The 19,206-nt window shown below is 66.0% G+C and carries 12 protein-coding genes; 1 reads left to right on the top strand and 11 read right to left on the bottom strand.

Annotation, left to right across the window (positions count from 1 at the left end; all coding sequences use genetic code 11):
- Positions 1 to 167: 167 nt before the first annotated feature.
- From AB4880_RS00220 to AB4880_RS00210, 3 genes are all read right to left on the bottom strand, one after another.
- Positions 168 to 1,829 carry an AAA family ATPase gene (locus AB4880_RS00220; RefSeq protein WP_367917177.1) on the bottom strand — a complete coding sequence of 554 codons (1,662 nt, stop codon included), beginning with the start codon at positions 1,827 to 1,829 and terminating at the stop codon, positions 168 to 170.
- A gap of 138 nt (positions 1,830 to 1,967) precedes the next feature.
- Positions 1,968 to 3,758 carry a GmrSD restriction endonuclease domain-containing protein gene (locus tag AB4880_RS00215; RefSeq protein ID WP_367917176.1) on the bottom strand — a complete coding sequence of 597 codons (1,791 nt, stop codon included), beginning with the start codon at positions 3,756 to 3,758 and terminating at the stop codon, positions 1,968 to 1,970.
- A gap of 83 nt (positions 3,759 to 3,841) precedes the next feature.
- Positions 3,842 to 4,459 carry a helix-turn-helix domain-containing protein gene (locus AB4880_RS00210; protein WP_367917175.1) on the bottom strand — a complete coding sequence of 206 codons (618 nt, stop codon included), beginning with the start codon at positions 4,457 to 4,459 and terminating at the stop codon, positions 3,842 to 3,844.
- A 102-nt stretch (positions 4,460 to 4,561) separates the two neighbouring features.
- Between AB4880_RS00210 and AB4880_RS00205 the strand changes: the two genes are divergently transcribed.
- Positions 4,562 to 5,428 carry a hypothetical protein gene (locus AB4880_RS00205; protein ID WP_367917174.1) on the top strand — a complete coding sequence of 289 codons (867 nt, stop codon included), beginning with the start codon at positions 4,562 to 4,564 and terminating at the stop codon, positions 5,426 to 5,428.
- Here AB4880_RS00205 and AB4880_RS00200 read toward each other — a convergent pair.
- The 8 genes from AB4880_RS00200 to AB4880_RS00165 form a co-directional block, all read right to left on the bottom strand.
- Positions 5,337 to 6,269, bottom strand: coding sequence for a nucleotidyl transferase AbiEii/AbiGii toxin family protein (locus tag AB4880_RS00200; RefSeq protein WP_367917173.1), 933 nt, complete (start codon positions 6,267 to 6,269; stop codon positions 5,337 to 5,339). The two genes, AB4880_RS00205 and AB4880_RS00200, sit on opposite strands and share 92 nt — an antisense overlap.
- Positions 6,262 to 7,317, bottom strand: a complete 1,056-nt coding sequence (locus tag AB4880_RS00195) for a type IV toxin-antitoxin system AbiEi family antitoxin domain-containing protein (RefSeq protein WP_367917172.1) — start codon at positions 7,315 to 7,317, stop codon at positions 6,262 to 6,264. The genes AB4880_RS00200 and AB4880_RS00195 overlap by 8 nt, the downstream gene beginning before the upstream one ends.
- A gap of 50 nt (positions 7,318 to 7,367) precedes the next feature.
- A complete protein-coding gene (mobF, locus tag AB4880_RS00190; protein ID WP_367917171.1) occupies positions 7,368 to 10,937 on the bottom strand; it encodes a MobF family relaxase in 3,570 nt (1,189 codons plus the stop codon).
- An 89-nt stretch (positions 10,938 to 11,026) separates the two neighbouring features.
- The gene (locus AB4880_RS00185; protein WP_367917170.1) at positions 11,027 to 12,031 is read right to left on the bottom strand and encodes an abortive infection family protein; all 1,005 of its coding nucleotides are present in this window, start codon (positions 12,029 to 12,031) and stop codon (positions 11,027 to 11,029) included.
- Complete coding sequence (locus AB4880_RS00180) at positions 12,028 to 15,378, bottom strand: DEAD/DEAH box helicase family protein (RefSeq protein ID WP_367917169.1); 3,351 nt, start codon at positions 15,376 to 15,378, stop codon at positions 12,028 to 12,030. Before AB4880_RS00180 ends, AB4880_RS00185 begins: the two co-directional genes overlap by 4 nt.
- On the bottom strand, positions 15,375 to 16,499 hold the full coding sequence (locus AB4880_RS00175; RefSeq protein ID WP_367917168.1) for a hypothetical protein: 1,125 nt from the start codon (positions 16,497 to 16,499) through the stop codon (positions 15,375 to 15,377). Before AB4880_RS00175 ends, AB4880_RS00180 begins: the two co-directional genes overlap by 4 nt.
- Positions 16,496 to 17,662: a restriction endonuclease subunit S domain-containing protein gene (locus tag AB4880_RS00170; protein WP_367917167.1), complete on the bottom strand. Its 1,167-nt coding sequence runs from the start codon at positions 17,660 to 17,662 to the stop codon at positions 16,496 to 16,498. The genes AB4880_RS00175 and AB4880_RS00170 overlap by 4 nt, the downstream gene beginning before the upstream one ends.
- Positions 17,659 to 19,128 (bottom strand): class I SAM-dependent DNA methyltransferase, encoded by a 1,470-nt coding sequence (locus AB4880_RS00165; protein ID WP_367917166.1) that lies wholly within the window; start codon positions 19,126 to 19,128, stop codon positions 17,659 to 17,661. The genes AB4880_RS00170 and AB4880_RS00165 overlap by 4 nt, the downstream gene beginning before the upstream one ends.
- Positions 19,129 to 19,206 lie beyond the last annotated feature (78 nt).

The following is a 19,206-nucleotide window of genomic DNA, read 5'->3' as shown; positions in this document are numbered from 1 at the left end:
GCGGTGTTGGGCGTTGTTGGAAATCTCGGGAAATGCGGTCTGACCTGGGCAAACGCCCTTCTGGCCGGTTGACCCGTGATGGCTGATTTCGGCATCGGATGGTTCTCCTGCGGTATCACTGCGGTACTTGCCGAGGGCTTTGGGTATTCAGACACCTCGGGATCTCTCTAGCTCGGGGCCGTTGAGTGGCCATTCGATGCCCGGATGAAGTCCCGCAACTCAGTCACCCGCGCACGCAGGTCGTAGACGTCGAGGTGCTCGTCGGCGAGAAGTTCGCTTGACGCGCTCGCGATCGAGACTTTGTCGAAGCGCGGGCCGTCGGAGCGGCCGCGTAGGGGGTTCTGCCACTGGCTCGCCTCACTTACTGTCATCGCAGGATGCACCGCATCGACTGCACGCTTCAGAATCTCGAACGGGACGTAGTTCTCGATCGTGTAGCACTTCGTCACCCACGCCAGCCCAGGTGCGGGGTCGTCGGCCAGGAACTCGTCCTTGATCCGCTTCTTGGTGGCGCTGATGTGTTGGCGACTGTTCGTCTTGTCTGAGTCGATGAGGATGGCGCTTGCCCGGTTAAGGCGACGAAGGCTGATGAAGTCGGTAAGAGCATCCTCGCTCATCGTCAGGTGGGACAGGAGTTTTCCGCCGTAGAACATGATCGAGTAGTCGATGCCCTCTGCGAGCGACGGATCCAATAGCTCGAGCCACCGACGGACGTAGATGCGGTCCGAAGGACCCTCCACCCATACGACGCAGTTGGCCTGGAGCAGGTCCGACGGCCGGTAGCCCAGGTCGTGGCAGATCTCGACAAGCTCGTGGGGCCTCTTGGCCAATCGCGCAACGCTTCCGCTCTGGGTGAGACGTACGTGGTACGCCGTGGCTCGGTCGTCGTCGAGGAGGTGAGACGAGTGGGTCGCGATCACGTACTGGTTGTCCGTCTCGTCGGTCAGGTACCGCATGAATTTCTTCTGCAACAGCGGATGCAGGTTGGTCTCGGGCTCCTCAAGGCAGACCAGCGATCGCGAGGTCACGGTCGCGGCTGCTGCCAGCACAATGACCTGCTCGACGCCGCTGCCCAGGCTCGCCAGTGGGAGTACGCGTTGCGGGGTCTCGACCTGGATCGTCGAGAAGTCGAAGGGGACGTTGAGTGACGCAGCTGGGTCGCCGAGGACTGTCCGCACAAACCGATTGATCGCGGCCCACCGGGGTTGAGCGGATGCCCACTGGTCATGAGGCGGGCTTTGCAGCGTGGCGAGCGCGCGGATGATGCCTCGCCCCGAAAGCCAGTCGGGCTGATCGTCTTCGGTCGCTTCGACTCGGCGGGCGCTGGCGATCGTTACCACGGGCGGCAGTTCGGAGAACCCACCGATCGAGATCAGAATCCGCTCCATGACGTTTTCGGCGTTGACGACGCCGCCCCCGAGAGTGCGGAGGGCCTGGTCGAAGTGAGAATTCTGCCAGTTGGGCCAACCGGAGATCGCCTGGTCGCGACGAGCGGGATTCGAGACGAACTGATTGTCGACGAGCACGAAGCGCGACCAATAGCAGCCATCCTCTGCCAGGAGCGCCATCGCGCCCTCGCGGAAGCCGTTGAGATCTTGCGGGTTGACCCGACCGTTTCGATTCGCCGGGTCCTGGGGGTCTCCGAAGGCCCCGAGCGGAATTGGGATCCCAATCTCGAGTGGCGCTTCGTTTTGAAAACCCCGAGGGCGGTCCAGGTCGTCGAGCTGTGGGCGACTTGGCGGCTGGGTGGGGTTGCCCCCACTGGCGCCTACCTTCGGCAGCACGTGCTGCAAGAACCGGAGAACGTTGGACTTGCCGCTGTTGTTCACCCCCCGCAAGGACCGTGACCTTGGTGGGAAACAAGAACTCTTGCCACTCCGCAAAGGACCTGTAGCCGGAGAAGCCAATCCCCGGCAGGAGTGGCGTGAACGCGCCGACGGGTTTCACCAAGGTCACGTCTTCCCTGATCAGAGCGCCTGGTAGTAGTCGCGGATGACGGCCGCCATGAGCTTCCGACGCTGAACCAGGAACTCCTTGTAGCTCCCGGCCGTGACTTCGACGAGGTTCGCCGGGACGGCGTTCTCCGCGAGGTTGGCGGCCAGGTCGGTCGCGTCGGTGATCTCGCCCAGGGTCAGTACGCCCGACTCGATCTGCGAGGCCATGTCCGCCATGTACTGCATCGGCGGCTTGTTGCTGATGCTGATGTTGATCGACGTCTCGGTCAGCGCGAAGTTGGCGACCTGGTTGTAGTCACCGCGGTCGGGGTAGCCGTTCTTCTGCAGGTAGTCCTTCGGGACGATGTGGTGGATGTCGCCGGACTGTTGGTGCATTGCCGCGACCGTGATGCCTTTCGACAAGAACCCGCGCGCGTTCGTGGTGACCTGCGCGGCGAGGAACGTTTGGAAGAATGGGCTGACCGTGCTGGTCGTTTCCAGCGCAGCAGGAAGGGTGACAGCCCAGAAGGCGTCGGAGAGCTCGGATTCCTCGATCTGCTTGAGGTAGTTGGCAGCACCCTGCTCTCCGATCCGGCGGATGTCCTGCTCCCACGTGGACTCGAAACTGCCGGAGTGCCGCCCGGTGAGCATCGACATCACGAACCAGCGCTTCACGATGCGCTTCCGCTCGCCCTCGGGCATCGCCTTGTCCTCGCGCAGGCGGAGGTAGAGGGCATAGGCGAAGTTCAGCGCGTTCTTCGAGTTCACCATGCCCGGAGTGATGAAGCCCGCGGATTTGATGAGCATGAGGAAGTTGTCGAAGTGGTAGTTGCTGACGATCTGAAGCAGCGCGCGCTCGAGCTTGTCGTAGGCGACGGGGATGCGCTCCTCGTCGACCTTGCGCGTTTCCGGGTCGCGGCCTGAAAGTTCGCTGACAATGCTCGACGCCTTGCCGCGGCTGAATCCGACGAGGCCAGCCACGCGGATGATGTCGCCGTACTCAGGGTCGTAGAGATCCTCGGCCTCGTCCTTCAGCCAGCTGATGGCCTTGAGGTACGGAGTCTCGGCGAACTCGGTGTCGTTCTCCTTGATGTCGGCGTACGCGTGCGGAGCGACGGCGAGATGGCAGAAATAGTCGATGAGCTTGCGGAGGTTGCGACCCCGGTCGCCGTAGGTCGCGATCTTGCTCATCGCAAAGTCGGCGCTACTCAGCGGGACGCCCTTGGAGTTGATCCGGATGAAGATCTCGGACACGGTCTCGACGTCGAGGTCGTCGGCGAGGCCGATGATGCCGATCTGCGCGTTCTGGATCCGGCCGAGGTGGGCGAGGTTGGTCTCGAAGATCTTGGCGTCGACGTCGGGGTTGCGTTCGAGGTACTCGCGGGCGAAGGACAGCGGCGACTCGGAGTTGAAGTACTCGCTGATATCGGCGATCCACTGTGGGTTCTTCCGGATAACCGGGGTCAGCGTCGCGAACTCTTCGGTGATCGGGTTGAAGGCGATCGTGATCCGGACGGACTTGTACCGCTTGTTGATCACTTTGAGGCCGGCGACTGCCGCCCTGAGGGCGGTGATGCGCTGCTGGCCGTCGATCAGGATCTGCTGGTGAGCGGCGACCTGGCCGCCCTTGAGCTTGGCGCCCACCGATTGCCAGGTGATCAGGTAGCCGACTGGGTAGCCCTTGTAGAGCGAGTCCATCAGGTCACGGACCTTGACGCTGTCCCAGACGAACGGACGCTGGAGCTCCGGGATCGCGATCCGGTCGCTCTTCACGTCTGCCAACAACTGCGTGACAGCGGACTGCGTCACCGAGTACTTCGCCATTGCTGCTCCCTCGCTTGCTCGTGGGACACGCTAGCGGGATCCTCCGACACGCACCGGGCAATCGGGCCCGGGACCTCCTCGGCCTACGACGTTGCGTGCCTGACTACGTCGACGGGCGTGCGCCGAGTGTCCTCGTCGTAGCGACCCAGCTCGTGCTCGGCGGGGATCGGCGCTCTAAGGGCTGCGTCGATGATCGCGGCCCAGTGGGTGCGCATCGGCTCGGGCAAGTTCATCTCGGGCCACAGGTCGATGAGGAGTGCGGCGTCGAGGTAGAGGCGCAGGCTCCCCTCGTCGCCGTACGTGAGGAGTCGCTCGTAGACGAGCTTGCGGTCGGCCCGGAGCGAGAGGTCCCACCAGAACTTGTCGTTGTCCTCGTTGATCAGGTCGAAGAACTTGATCGTGCGGAAGCAGGCTGGGGCTTCGAGCCGCCAGAGCCGGTCGGGGATGGTGAAGGGGAATCGGAATCCCGGTGGCGCTGGGTGCTCGGTGAAGCTGACTCGTGGCTGGAGGGCGATGTTCCAGCCGGCGGCGTTCACGATGCGCTCCGCCACCGCGAGGCCAGGCGTCTTCTTGCCGCGCTCGTATGCCGAGAGTGTCGGTTGTGAGGTCCCGGAAAGGGCAGCGAGCTCGGCCTGGCCCAGCCCGCTCGCCAAGCGGGCTTCCTCGATCACCGTCTTCGGCTGAGGCCTCCAGTTCGCCACACCAGCATCGTACATATCCAGCCAGATCTATTCTTCGCGATCTGGCAGTCCCTGCACACCTACCTGTCGCCCACCCCTGGGCCGACAGAAAGGAGCAGCGTGATGAGCGTTGCGAAGTGCCTGGGCGTCGATGACCTCGACGCCCCGAATATGCAGGAAGTACGCGCCGAGTGGCTTCGGTGGCAGGACGTTGAGCGGGCGCTGGACGTAGTCGACCACCTTGCGGATCTGCCGCGCTGGTTGAAGCACTCGACGCCCATCGAGCGGGACGCCGTACTCGCAGGGCTTCGTCGCCGGGCCGAGCACGATCCGCGTGCGTACGTCGCACTTGCCTGGCTGCTGGTACCTGGCGCCTCGCTGGTCGCCGGTCGGCTGCGCCGGCTCACCGACGCGATCGACGAGGTCGTCGCCGGCCAACTGTGGATCCAGATCTGCGAGCACGATCCGGCCGACGACAGGTACGTCGCGACGACCATCCTCAGGCGTGTTGAGCGCGAGTCCATGGCCGAGCTCGGCTTGGGCGAGCTGGCCAAGCGTCGCGATCCCACGTGGGCGAGTTCGGTCCTCATCGAGCGGTACGACGAGACGACCCCGGCCGAGGAACCGGACGCTGAGGAGCCACGGGAGCAGCTCATCGAGCTCCTGCGACGGGCTCTCGACTCAGGAGCGCTGTCCGACCAGGACCGCGGCTTGCTCCTGGATCTGGCTCTCGCGGCCAACCTTGCGGATGCACCCCTTCGGCGTGGCAGGGCTGGGCTGACGACGCCGTCGGTCGCCCAATTGGTCAGTGAGGATCACGCGCTCGCGGCCCCGGACGATCCGACGCCACGCCGCGAATGCGCTCGACAGGCTGGGAGAGGTCGCCCGTCAAAGCGGGCTAGCGCTCTGACGCCTGGCCTTGGGCCCAGGACTGCGTCTCGTGCGACCAGGTCTTGCCATCGGCATTGCCGGAGAGCGCGGGGTCAATGAGGCGCTTCGCGAGATCGGCGGCGAGGCCCACGGTGCGGTAGTCGGCGCAGTGGGGGACAGGCTTGCTCAGCTTCGCGTAGCCGGCTCCCCATGCGGAGGGCACCGCGAAGCTGTCGAACGGCTCCATCTGGCGTCGGCGTGTCTCGGTAACGATGGCGACTCGCAGCGCGGTGCCGTCGATGTCCTGCGTGGTCGCGAACACGACAAGGTCGACGAGGTCCTTCTCGCGGCTCGACGTGCGTTCGTTGTACTCGGCCATGGTCGCGCAGACCTTGTCGGCGATCTGGTCGACGACGGGGTAGAGGCGGTACTGGTGGCTGATGAGACGCGGCAGCTCCAGTGTGTTCGCCGGGTCGGTCGTGGTGACCTCTCCGGTGATCCCGGTACCGACGGCGAGGTCCACCTGCAGCGAGCCCTTGGTGCTGAGCCCGATGAAGATCTCGAACCTGACCTGGTAGCCGTCGGTGTAGGGCTGGGTGTCGTTGCCGATCGACTGGGTGTGGCTGACGTACTGGAACCGGAAGTGGTCGCCAAGGTCGATCGCTGCCAGACGGATCAGGTCGTCGAGGGCTTGGGTGAGAGTAAAGCCGCGGCGGTACAGGTCGATGTCCCGAGTGGCGCGGGTCGAAGGTACTCGGGCGAGCATGCCCGTGCCGCCCTTCAGCACCCACTCGGAGTCCTCGGCCTCGGAGAACACGCGGCTCAGAAAGCGGTTGAAATACTCCAGCTGGATCCGCTTGTTGACGTCGAGTGACGGATCGGCAGCAGCTGCCCTCCTCGCGGCGTCCTTGATCGCGTTCTCGACGCCGCGAGGAGTGGAGTAGGGCTCGGGCTCAGCCACGCGTGACCGCCTTCTGGGTCTCACGAATGGCGGCAAGCGTCTCCGGCTTGACCGCGATACTGTCGCTCAGGGCGGTGGCCCATCCGCGGCTGATCTTCTCCATGACGTCGCTATTGACGAGTTGTGCTGAGATTTGGCGCGCGACCTCGTCGAGACCTGCGTTCTTGACCAGTTCGGCGCTCACGCGCTCCATAGTTGCGTTGATGTCGGCGAGCTGAGGAGCCATCGAACTCCGGATTGTTGCGGCGACCGACTCCTGGATCGAGCGCATGGTCTGTTGCATCTCGGGAGTCATGACGAGCCGATCGAGGTCCTCCTTGCTGAGGCCAACGAAGTAGCTCGCAGCGACCCGAGAGCCGAGCGACGCGTCGGCAGCGACTCGACGCGCGACAGCCTCCGGGTCGATGCCTGCGATCTCCATCAGCCGATCCAGCAGGGCGGCTCCATCACCCTTCTTGAGTCCGTTGCGCTGGGCGAGGGGAGCGAGGAGTGATCGAAGCCGATCGAGGTCGAGGTCCCGCTTGCGAGAGGCGTCGCGGAGTGCGTCGGCGACAAGGCTGAGGTCGCCCACCTCTTCGACGAGGTCGACAATCGTGCGCTCCATCGTCATGACCGGCAGGCCATCGACGAGCGTGACGTCGCGGGGGTCAAGCGTGCGCTGGCGGTAGCGGATGGCGCTGCGCTGACTCTGCCGGCGCGCGGGGGAGACGAACTCGTGCCGCAGGGCGCGGAGGTCGCCGATGCCGTGCAGGTCGGCAGCGGACTCACCTGCTACGACGACACCGTTGGCGAGGTCCTTGATCCGCGCTTCGCCCATCGTTTTCGGCTCGGTGCTGAGCCAGGCTGCCTTGAGATCGTCGTACGGGCCGGAGGGAGCACCGGCGTCCTTGTAGACCCCGTGGGCGACGCGTTCCAGTTGGCCGTCAGTGGCGAGTCGTGAGAGGTCGAGGCGCGTGATGCCGTGCATGCTGGCTTGAGCCGAGGTCACCATGCCCCACTGGTAGGCGGTGACCTCAGCGAGCATGCGGAGAGCATCCTTCGACTTCATGCTTGGAGTGTATCCACCAAGGATATACATTCCAAGCGAACGGCCAGTCATTAGAGCCCAAGAGCAGGTCCGCTGCTCGAAGGAGTCGTGCGACGGAGGTCATCGACTGGAGCCGTGCGCCGGGGTCGCCGTGCGACGAGGTCCTTCACCCGAAAGGCGAGGGCGGCAGTCGGGTGGTCCACGGGCAGCGGCTTCCGGGCGACGGCGAGATCGAGCACCCGCTCGGCGTCGACACCCTTCCTTTGCAGCCCGTCGAGATACCTCGCCAACTGGCCGGTCTGCTCGTCGCGATGCCCGACGTACGCGACGATCCGCTCTTGCCAGGCGTGGAGCGCTTCGCCGTAACGGGCGTTGATCCGGTTGGTGAGGTTCCGGTGGTACACCGCCTCGTCATCGTCGCGCGGTGAAGGTCCGGCGAGGCTGCGCTCGTCGGTGGGTACGCCGGTGCCAGCACGCCAGACGGCGAGCTCTCGCCGTAGCTCGGCCGTGAGGACGTCGCCGTATCGCGTCGTCCAGCGCGGCAACCTCTCGCGTCGGGCGACTTCGCTAGCCAGCGCGCTGGCTCGACGCGAGCGCGCGGACAGGTACGGCCCCCAGCTCGGATGGTCGGCCACAACCTCGGGGATGCCCGGCAGCCAGGGGAGGGGTCCGGGTCCGGCGTCCTCAAGGTCAGCACGCAGCATGGATGCGGCGAGGGTGACCGCGTCGGCGTACCGCGTGACCGCGTCGTGCAGCTGGGCCTCCGGCGAAGCGCCCGTCGTTTGCGCTGTGGTGGCGGAGACGGCGGCACCGTCGCGGGCGAGGATCCCTTCGAGCGCCTCGGTCGCGGTCAGCGCACGGTCGTCGGTCGGACTGGGTAGGGCGTGCGTCTCATCAGAGCCAATGACGAGGTGGGCGTGGTTCTCGATGCGACCGCGAGTGAGCATCGTATAGAGCAGCTGCCGGTCCTCCGTGCCGGTGACGATGCCGTGGACGACGTCGGTGGTGATGCCCTGGGCGGTGTGCACCGTGGAGGCGTAGCCGAGCTCGACGTGGGCGGCGACGTAGTCCGCGGGAAGCGTCGCATGGAGCCGCGAGGCGAGGTGTCGCACGGCCAGGCCGCCGTCCGCGCGCACAGCCTCGACCTGCCAGCGGTCGCCGTTCTTGACCCAGTCCGTGCCGCTGACGCCGAGCCGTCGATCGTTGCGGCGGCTGATCACGACGTCGTCGATGTGGGCCGCGCAGCCATCCGCCATTGGCGCGGATGCTCCGGCTGGGCCGCGGGCAGCCTGGGCTCGCAGGTTCAGCTCCCGGACGAGCTCACGCGTCGGCGCGAGGATGAGGCAGTCTCGACCGCCGGCGCGCTCGTGCTGCCAGGCCTCGAAGACCTCATCGACAGAGCTGTCGGCGTCGCCGACGTGAACTCGATCGTTGTCGAGGTAGAAGCCCAGCGCGGACTGGTCGCCCTCGCGAAGCGCCAGCGATGCCTCGGCCTCGGCCGGGTCGGCGAATCGCACCAGCTCGTCCAGCCGGACCGCGCCGCGGGTGGACGCGATGTCGCGCAGTACGCCACCTGCGCCGATGGCTGCGAGCTGGCGGTCGTCGCCGATGAGACGCACCGAGGCTCCGCGTCCGACGGCGTACTCGATCACGGACGCGAGGGTGAGGGTGTCGGCCATGCCAGCCTCGTCGATGACCATCAGCGTGCCTGGCCCGATGCTGGACACGAGCGACGAGCCGACCCCGTGGCGGACGTCGTGGACAACCTTTGCGAGCGTCTCGCACGGCATGCCGGTCGCCTCGGCGAGCGCCGAAGCGGCTGCCGCGGACGGCGCGAGCCCGACGGCCTTGTGGCCGCCCTCGGTCCACACGTTGGCCAGCACCTGCATCGCCGTCGTCTTGCCCGACCCGGCTGGCGCGAGTGCAAGCTGCACCCGAGCGCCGCTGGTCGCCAGTGCTGTCACCATGTCTTGCTGACCGCGGTTGAGCGGTACGCCGTCGAGGATCGCGGCGAGCACCGACAGCCTCACGTCGTCGGCAGACCACGCGAGGCCGTCGAAGCGCCCGGCAGCGTCGACGATGCGCTGCTCGGCCTCCAGCACACGACGGCTGGTGTAGTGAACCCGGCCCGTGTGCCGGTAGACGCTGGTGCCGTCCGTGCGTAGCAGCGCAGACGGCTCGTGGATCGGATCAAGCTCCGGCGTCAGGGTGATCGACAGGCGACTGACCGCGTCGTCGACGATCCACTCGGCGACCTCAGCCACCCGGTCAGCCGGTACGGCGGCGCCGCGCAACTGGCGCTGTGCCTCGGCTAGTAGGTGCCATACCTGCCAGGTGGCTTGGCGCGACTCCACCTCGGTGATTACCCGCTCGGCGGCTGTGTGGATCCACGCGGTGGTGACCTGCTGCTCCCGTCGCGGCATCGGACGAAGGGCCCTCGACACCATCGACTCGATATTCCGCTCGGAGCCGAGTACGCCGACGGCCTCGCTCCGCCAGGTCTGGCGCTGGTCGGCGTACGACCGGGGCTCGTGCTTGGCCTCGCGCGTCTCCAGGTTGGCCTGCTGTGCCAGCGCCACAGACTCGACCGGTGTTGGTGGGCGTCCGTGCTTCGTTCGGAACTCGCGCGCCAGCTCGCGTTGCCGCGCCGTGATGGAGGTCCGCCGCTGCGACCACCGCTCGCACAGGTCCGCCGCGACGCCTTCGATCTCCCGTACCGGCCGCTTGCGATCTCCGCTGGCTCCGGGCCTCTCGACGAACCTGACTCCGAGCGCCTCGACCAGGCGCCGCTCCAGAGCGGTGTTGTAGGTCTCCGACGCGGCGACGACGTGCTCGTGCAGGACCTTGCCGTAGATCGAGAGCCATTTGCCCGAGCGCGTCTGGACCTTGTTGGCGACCGCGACGTGGGTGTGCAGATCAGGGTCGCCCGCACGGGAGTCGCGGTGCGTGAACGCCGTCCCGATGAGCCCACGCGTCTCGACCTGTCGGGCACCGTTGCGCCCCTCCCGGGTGAACAGCACCTCGCGCTCGATGAAGGCCAGGGCGTCGGCCACCGCTGCATCGTGCGCATCCTCGATCGCACGGGCGACCTGGGTAGGCGCGACCGCCCACAGCGCGGACACCGATTTCACGGGCGAGAACGTCAGGTCGAACCCGGCCACCGCCGACTGCCGCGGCCGGGAGTAGCGAGCCAGTGCATCGGACAGCTCCCGGGCGGTTGCCGGCTCCCGTCCGTGCTCGGCGACGAAGTACTCCCGGGCGACCTCGCTGCGCACACGTGCGAGCACGTCGTACGGCGACCGCGACTCGCCCGTGGCGCGGACTCGCTTGGCGACTTCGGCGTTGAACCCGTCGATACCGGAGTTGTCGTAGACCCTGTACGCCGCCCCGAGCGGCTCGCCCGTGAGCGGGTGCGATCCGGTGCCGAACAGGTGCTTCATCTGCTCTGCTGTCACCACGTCGCCGACCTCCAGGCCGTCGACGCCGACGAGCCCTGAGCCGACCCAGCGCCCGGGAGACTCGCCCTTCGCCGAGTAGTAGTCAGCCAGGGGAGTGGCCCCCATCTCCGTCGTGTCGAGCGCCGCAACCTGTCGGGTCAGATACTCGTACCCCGACCCCGCCGAGAGCTTGTGGATCGTCATCGTCACATCCCAAACGGCCGCGCGCAGGACGCGAGTGGCCATGGGACGGGCGGTGGATGAAAGAGGTGTGTGTGGAGTTCTGGAGAGGGTTAGAAGGGAATCTCGGTGCGGTCTCGAAGGGCCTTCCAGGCTGTCGAGGCAGTGTCGGGGATGCTGGGCATCAGCTCATCGAGGAGCTCGAGGCATTTCGATCGGTAGTCGTCGTCGCCGAGGCGTTCGCCAAGATTCGCGGTCATCGCCCCCTCCAGCGGCGAGGTCAGCAGGTCACGTGGCCCGGACGTGACGATTAGTTGGGCGAGTTGACGCACTCCCCAAAGTGAGAGATCGAAGCGCCCGATCCGGTCGTACACCAGCCCTTCGACCAGGCCCTCGCGGTAGGGCAAGGGCCACGCTTCGAGGTCGTCGCTCTCTGCGCAGCGCTCAACACCTTCTTCCTGCACGAGGAACGTGTCGCTTTGCGCCCGCCGGGCGACGGACAAGCCGAGCAGCCGTTGGTCGGATTCTTCCAGCGACGGAAGTCCAGCGTCTTGAAGCCTGCGGGTGAGAACGCCGCGGGTGAAGATCGCGCCGTCGACGAGGTCCGAGGCGAGCTGGGTGGGTGAGTTCTCAAGGATCACGCCCAGCCGGCGCAATGCCCAGCGAGCCCAGCTGGTTGCTGCCTCGACCGACAGGAGGGCTACCTCGAGATCGGCGGACGGGACAGCGGCCCGCCCGTGTCCGGTGCCGACGACGTTGCGGAGGTCGCCCACCTTGCCGGCCAGGGTCCTCATTGCCTGGCTGATGTCGCGCAGCGCCGCCAGTCCCTCCGGGGTTTCGCTCGGCTTGCGGCCGAGGGCGCGATGCGCTCGATCGAGGACCGGGCCAAACTTCTCGTTGTTGCTCACGACCTCGCCGCGCAGTTCCAAGACGATCTTGGCGACGCACTCGATCAGTTCCTTGGAGCAGCCAATGGACAGCCGGAGGTCGTCAGCATCGATCGCCCGATGTAACCGCCCGACGGCATCCTCGACCGCGTCCCAGTTCTCGTCCCTGACGCCCGTCGGGCGCGCGAGGAAGAGTGGCTCGCCGACGGACAGGTAAAACCGAAGGGTCATGCGACCTCGCTCGGCATCGCGGTCGCCCTGATGTGCTGCAGGGTTTCGACGATCACGTCCACGTCGGCGTCCGGGAAGAAGTAGTCCGGCCCAGTGGGAGCGTGGTCGGTGTACGGCGACTCGAAGAGTCGCTTCGGCTCCATGACGCCGTTCTTCGTCAGCTCGTCGACGATGAGGTTGACGAAGCGGACCTGTTCGACGGAGAAGATCGTTGTATCGAGGTAATGGGCGAAGGCGTCCATCGCGGCCGCTTGGTCGAGCCCGACCAGCCCACGCACGAAGATCCCCAGTCCGCCGTTCTGCTCGCTCGCCCAGACGAGGTCGACCTGCTGGCCGCCGGACGCAACGAGCATTTGCTCCAGTTCGGTGAGATCGTCGGCGGTGAGCTGCTTGTTCCGCCTGAGGCGCTGGAGGGCGAGGTTGTCGAGGTGCTCGCGCAGGTAGGCCTCGGCCTTGGACTTGAAGCGCTCGTAGTTGGTGCCAGGAGTGACACCCGGCAGCACAACCTCGACGCCTTCGCCGAGGACGTCCTCGAAGTCGGTGTAGACGGGGTTGCGCAACGTCTTCTCGATAAACCGCACCAGACCCCGGAGCCTCAGGCGGGCGAGCTCCAGCATCGGCAGCGTGACGTCGATCCACCACTCATCACCGGCAACAGACTCCAGCAGGACCGCCTGCTCCGCGACCGAAGGGATCGCGGTCTTCCCAAGCAGGGCCACGGCGATGTTCTGGATGGTCTCTCGCAGCCGTTCGGCGAGCACGGCATCGCCGTCGAGTTGAGCGAGCTGCCGACGGAGCACGAGCAGGTCGAAGCGCTTGGCGTCCTCGTCGTCATCACGAACCGACGACGGCAGCCCGGCAAGGCCGAGAGCGGTTTCCGCGTCGGCGGGGGACAGCGACATCCAGGCGTCTACATCGGCGAACATCTCGACGGCCTTGCGGTGCTTGCGCACCACGAAGTTGTCTAGGTTCATCCCGGCCACGATCTCGTGGAGTGTCGCGGCGGTCGACGACCGCAGATCCGGTTCGGTGTCGCCGAGTGCGGTCACGAGCCCCAGGCGTGCCTCGAAAAGCCGCTGCGAGAGTGACTTCTGGATCTGGCCCTCGGAGCCGGGGAGGTCCTGGCTGAAGTACTCCAGGTTGCCGCAGAAGTCGAAGACGAAGAAGTCCTGCTTGTCCTCGCCCGGCCCGAACAGGTCGGGACAGAGCCGAGTGCCACGGCCGATCATCTGCCAGAACTTCGACTTGCTCCGCACCTGCTTGAAGAACACCAGGTTGACGACCTCGGCCACATCGATGCCCGTGTCGAGCATGTCGACGCTGATCGCGATGTGCGGCGCATTGTCCTTGATTGAGAAGTCGTCGATCAGCGACTGGGCGTACGGCGTGCCGTGGGTGATGACGCGCGCGAAGTGGCCCGCGAGCTCGGGGTAGGCGAGGTTGAACCGCTTCTCGATGAACTCGGCGTGCTTCTGGCTCTTGGCGAAGATGATCGTCTTGCCCAGCCGGTCACCTCCCGCGACCCGGTAACCCTGGGTCATGAGGGTCTCCAGGACCTTGTCGACGGTGTCCTCGTTGAACAGGAACCTGTTCAGCTCCTCGGCGCCGACCTCGTCGGGCGGACCGTCCTCACCCCAGTCGAGCGCGTCCCACTGATCTTTCTCCTCCTCGGTGAGGTCGTCGTACTTGATGCCCGAGCGTAGGAACTGGGTGCCGACGCTGATGCCCCTCGGCGGCACGAGGTACCCGGCGTCGACGGCCTCGTCGAGGCTGTAGTTATCGGTCGGCACGCCGTCCTCGAGGTGGAACAAGCGGTAGGTGTTGTGGTCGACCTCATCCTTCGGAGTCGCGGTCAGGCCGACGAGCATCGAGTCGAAGTAGTCGAAAATCGCGCCGTACTTGGCGTACACCGACCGGTGGGCCTCGTCGATGACGATCAGGTCGAAGTAGCCCGGGCCGAAGCGCCGGTGGCCGTCGTCCATCTCGTTGATGAGGTTCATCATCGTCGGGTACGTCGAGACGTAGACGCGGCCGTCGGTGACCTTCTCGGTCACGAGGTTGACTGTGGTCGAGCCGGGTAGGTGTGCCTTGAAGGCGTTCGCCGCCTGGTTGACCAGCGCGGTGCGGTCGGCGAGGAACAGCACCCGCTTGACCCAGTTCGCCTTCTGCAACAGGTCGACCAGCGCGATCGTGGTGCGGGTTTTGCCAGAGCCCGTCGCCATCACCAGGAGCGCTTCGCGCTGCTTGCGGTCGAACACGTCGCCCACGGCCTTGATCGCGCGCACCTGGTACGGCCGACCAGCGATGTCGGTGTTCACCTGGGCGGTCAACAGAGGGAGCTTGGTCTGCCGGCGTTGGATGAGGAGTTCCAGCTCGTCGCGCGTGTAGAAGCCTTGCGTCTCGCGGGGCGGGTAGCCGCCGGCGTCGTCCCAGATCCGGTGCTCGTAGCCGTTGGTGTAGAAGATCACCGGCCGACGGCCGAACTGCTTATGCAGGCAGTCGGCGTAGAGCTTGGCCTGCTGCTGCCCGACCTCGGGTGACTTTGCTGTCCGCTTGGCCTCGACTACCGCGAGCGGCAACCCGTCGGCACCCCACAGGACGTAGTCGACGAAGCCGTTGCCCTCGGCGTTGGGCATGCCGGTCACCGGGTACTCGCGGTCACGCGCCCGATCCAGCGCCCACCCGGCCTCGTGCAGCAGTACGTCGATGAACAGGTCGCGCGCGGCCGCTTCGTCGTAGTCGCGGGTATCCGGGGCGGCCGCGGCCTGCGCCGCCGCGATCTGTGCCTTCAGTTCGGCGATCTCGGCCTCGTGCGCGGCGAGGACTTCGTCCTTCTCAGCGAGCGCCCGGGCGTGGGCCTCGTCCTGCTCTCGGAACTTCGCCGCCAGTCGAGCGACCTCGTCCCGGGATAGCGGCGCGGCCTTTGCGGCGAGCTTCGGGTCGAACTGCGCTTGCAACGGCACCATATCGGGATGGGGGGAGTGGTGGTACGACGTCCACACGACCACGTGGAACAGCTCGCGCAGCACCGCCAGCGAGACATCCGGTCGGATCTGTCGACTCTCGTGGACGGCGGTGTTGGCGATGCGTCGGATCGCGGTCAGCTTCTGCGTGATCCCCTGCGGCACCTTCGCCTTGAACGCGGCGTCGCTGATTTTCGCCGCTAGGTCGTCGCGATACGGCGTGCGGAGCGACAGGACGTCGTAGAGGTAGCCGACGACCTCCTCGACCACCCGCCGCGCGTAGAAACAGGCCGAGCGTGGGTCGGCGGCAAGGTACGACTCAGCCCTGGCGCAGTCGTCGTGAATCGACGGCAGCGTCTGGCGGACGAAGTCGAAGTTGGTCACGGCTGTCCTCCGTCTGCTGGAACGACCCTGAGGTACTGGTCCATGTGCGCCGACGCGTTTGTCGATACATGCAGTACATGGGAGCCCAGATCATGCAGCGTGCCCACGAACGGGTAGGAGATGGAGTGGCGGCCCCAACCGGTCTCGGAGCCAACTTCGACGGGAACCTCGATTCGCTTGCTGAAAGTGGCCGTACCTGAGGGGGTGATCAACTCGACCCCAGCCTCGAATGGGATGACGGTGCCAACGGCAAGGTCGGACCAAGCAACGTCGACCAGCAAGGTCACCACGCCGGCCAGGAGCCCCGGAAGCTCAGTTACGCGGTAGGTCTCCCAGCCAGCGCCGTTCAGGTAGGCGAGCCCATTGGAGATCTCGGCGTGGTTGGACATGATGGCGGCCGGAATCGATGAGGTAACAAGACCGTCCAATTCTTGTGGCAGCGGCGAGAGCACCGCGCGTCCAGCGCCAGGAGCCACCACGTTGCCGAATCGTGTGTGCGCTCCACATTCGCCCGGATAGCCGAGCACCCCTGGCCGGCCGCCGAGTCCTACGACTATCGGAACCTCGCCCCGGAGATGCTCCGCGCTCGCGCTGAAGGAAACGTGCGCGCCGCCAGGACCTCCGTCGCCGCCTTTCGCACCGGGCCCAACGCCAGCGCCGCCACCTCCGCCAGCTCCTGGGGCCTGACCGCCCTGCCCACCAAGTTGTGCACCCGCGAGGTCATAGAGATCACCCGCTACGAATACTTCGGCGCGAACGAGCAGTTCATCAGGGACGGGTGCGCCGGCTGCTCCGGCCCGCTCCGCCTCGACCTTCCACGCACGCAGGGTTTCGGGTGGATAGCGGCCAACAAGCGCGGGGAGGTCGATCTCCTCGGCGTGAGGCAGGCATAGGAGCACCAGATTGCTGAAGTGTCGACGGTCTTCGTCCGTCATGGTGGCGTCGTACCGCGGCCCGTTCACGGATGCCGCGCTGATGTGGGCAACGCGGGAGTTGAGGACCGGCGTTACGTGATCGTCAACCCACCTGACGAGCCCCTGCGAGCAGCCGGGATAGGCGCATTCACTCGCCGCCCCGTAGAGCTGCTTGAGGGTGCTCTCAAGCACCGGCAGGCGACTCACAGGTCCCCTCGGAAGGCGCGGGTCTGGAGGCTCGCGAAGAGAGTGTCGTCGACCGCGGAAGCAGCTTCAACCCGAGCACGCTGGCCTCCGATGAGCTCGACTCGGACGGCGAACTCTCGTTGGAGCGCGAGCGGCGGCAACTCAAGCGGGAGTTTGGCGAGTCTCGCCTTCGAGATGTTCGGCATGCTTGACGCCGATCCGCTCGACAAGTCGCGTACGGCAGGACGCTTCTGCGGGTTCATCATCAGGGCCTGGAAGTACCTCCGGTTGAGGCGCGCTCCGTCCAGGTGCAGCCGGAAGATGAGGTCAGGTAGTAGCAGTTGGGGACGAACCTCATCGACGAGCGCGACGGCGCCAACCAGTTCGCGGGTGTTCTTGCGGGTCATGAGGACGTCCCCGCTGCGAACCTCGTTTGAGGCCATGCTGCCGAGGTCTCCGAGGTATGCCTTGTTCTCCTCGGGCCGGAAGTGGCCGTAAGTGACAGCACCGAGCTTGAGCACGGCCCACTCGTCGGATCCTGCCGGCCGCGCCTCACAGTTCGGACTGGTGCCGTTGTCGACTCGCGGGATTAGTTCACCGAACGGCACTCGGTCCCACCGACCTCCACGCAGATCGCCGAACATGTCGTGGAACACGACCTGGGTGAGCGCGTCGAGGTGGGTGAGGACTTGGCGGCGCTTGGCGCGGAGGGCGTCGGCGTGGTCGAGGATCGCGGCGATGCGGCGCTGCTCGGGGAGGGGTGGAACCTTCGCCAACGGCAGCGCGAGGAAGTCGTTGACCGATGATCGTCGCCGACGCGGCACGGACCCGAACGCGATGCTGTCGTAAGCGCTGATGAGCTGGGGCGTGAGCAACAGCCGGGCAACATAGCGAGGATCGTGGTCGTCCCGAACCCGGAACGTCGGGTAGAGCGGGCTGATGATGCCCTTGTCGACAATCGTGTTCTGGGCGACCGCGCCGGCCCACAGCAGATACGGGTTGAACGCGATGTCGTTGCGTCGAACGACCTTGTAGTTGCTGACGTCCTCGGTCGCGAGGCGCTTGTTGAACCTGTCGGCCTGGCGTACGAAGCCATTGCGCTCGGTGAGCGTGAGGATGGGTGGCTCGTCGCCCTTGCCCGGCTTCTCTTTGAACTCGACCAAGAGGTCGCCGACAGCTGTCACGACAGCATCGCCCTCAACTCGGCCAGGCCCTTGGCGATCTCGTCTTCGAGGGTCTCGATGTCGGCGATGATCTCGAGCGGGGCGCGGTGCTGGATCTCGTCGTGGACGATCTCCTTGTAGCGGTTGAGCGAGAGGTCGTAGCCCTGGGCGACGATGTCGGCCTTCGGCACGAGGAATGACTGCTCGGTCCGTGCCCGCTCGGTCTCGGTGCCGAGGTTCTGCCAGCGGTCGAGCACGTCGGGCAGGTCGTTTGCCTCGACCGAGTTGCGCTTGTCGTCTAGGGAGAACCCGTCGGCCCGGACGTCGTAGAACCAGACGTCGTCGGTGCCACCCGAGTTGGTCTTGGTGAAGAACAGGATCGCCGTCGAGACGCCGGCGTATGGGCGGAAGACTCCCGAGGGGAGCTTCACGACGCCGTCGAGCTTCTGGTCCTCGACCAAGGCTTTGCGCAACGCCTTGTGTGCGGTGCTCGACCCGAACAGCACGCCGTCGGGCACGATGACCGCGGCCCGGCCGCCGGGCTTGAGCAGCTTGAGGAAGAGCGCGAGGAAGAGCAGCTCGGTCTTCTTCGTCTTCACGATGCGCTGCAGGTCCTTGGAGGTGGACTCGTAGTCGAGTGATCCGGCGAACGGCGGGTTGGCCAGGATGAGCGTGTACTTCTCGGCGTCCTCGCTCGCGCCTTCGGACAGCGAGTCGCGGTAGCGGATGTCGGGGGCCTCGATGCCGTGCAGCAGCATGTTCATGCTGCCGATGCGCAGCATGGTGGAGTCGAAGTCGTAGCCGTGGAACATCGAGCGGTGAAAGTGCTTGCGCTGTGCGGCGTCGAGCAGCGCGTCGGCGTGGGTGTCGCGGACGTACTCACTGGCGGCGACGAGGAAGCCGGCGGTGCCGCACGCCGGGTCGCAGATCTCGTCGGACGGCTTCGGTGCGGTCATCTTGACCATGAGCTCGATGATGTGGCGCGGCGTACGGAACTGGCCGTTCACCCCGGCCGAGGCGATCTTGGAGAGCAGGTACTCGTAGAGGTCGCCGTTGGTGTCGCGGTCGGCCATCGGGATGTCGTCGAGCATGTCGACGACCTTGCTCAGCAGCGCCGGGGTCGGAATGGTGAAGCGGGCGTCCTTCATGTGCTCGCTGTACGTCGAACCGTCGCCGCCGATCTGGGTGCCGAGGCCGCGCAGGAACGGGAAGACCTCCTCGGCGATGGTCTTGTGCATCACCTCGGGCGAGGCGTTCTTGAACTGGCTCCACCGCAGGCTGGACTGGCCAGGCAGGAACACCGGGTCCTCGATGACACCGCCAGTAACGCGTGCCTTCTTCTCGGCGAGGATCTGGAGGTCGTCGAGGCGACGGAGGAAGAGCAGGTAGGTGATCTGCTCGATGACTTCGAGCGGGTTGCTGATGCCGCCGGACCAGAACGAGTCCCAGACGCGGTCGATCTTGCTTTTCAACTCTCCGGTGATCACAGGCGCAACTCTAATGACGGCTGCGCTTCTCGGGGTGGACATGGGCGACCTCCTGCCGCCCGGTCCGTCCGGGCAGCC

This window comes from Nocardioides ginsengisoli (assembly GCF_039537225.1).
Lineage (GTDB): Bacteria > Actinomycetota > Actinomycetes > Propionibacteriales > Nocardioidaceae > Nocardioides > Nocardioides ginsengisoli.
Note: the sequence above shows the minus strand (reverse complement) of the source record. Positions and strands in the feature narration are given on the sequence as shown.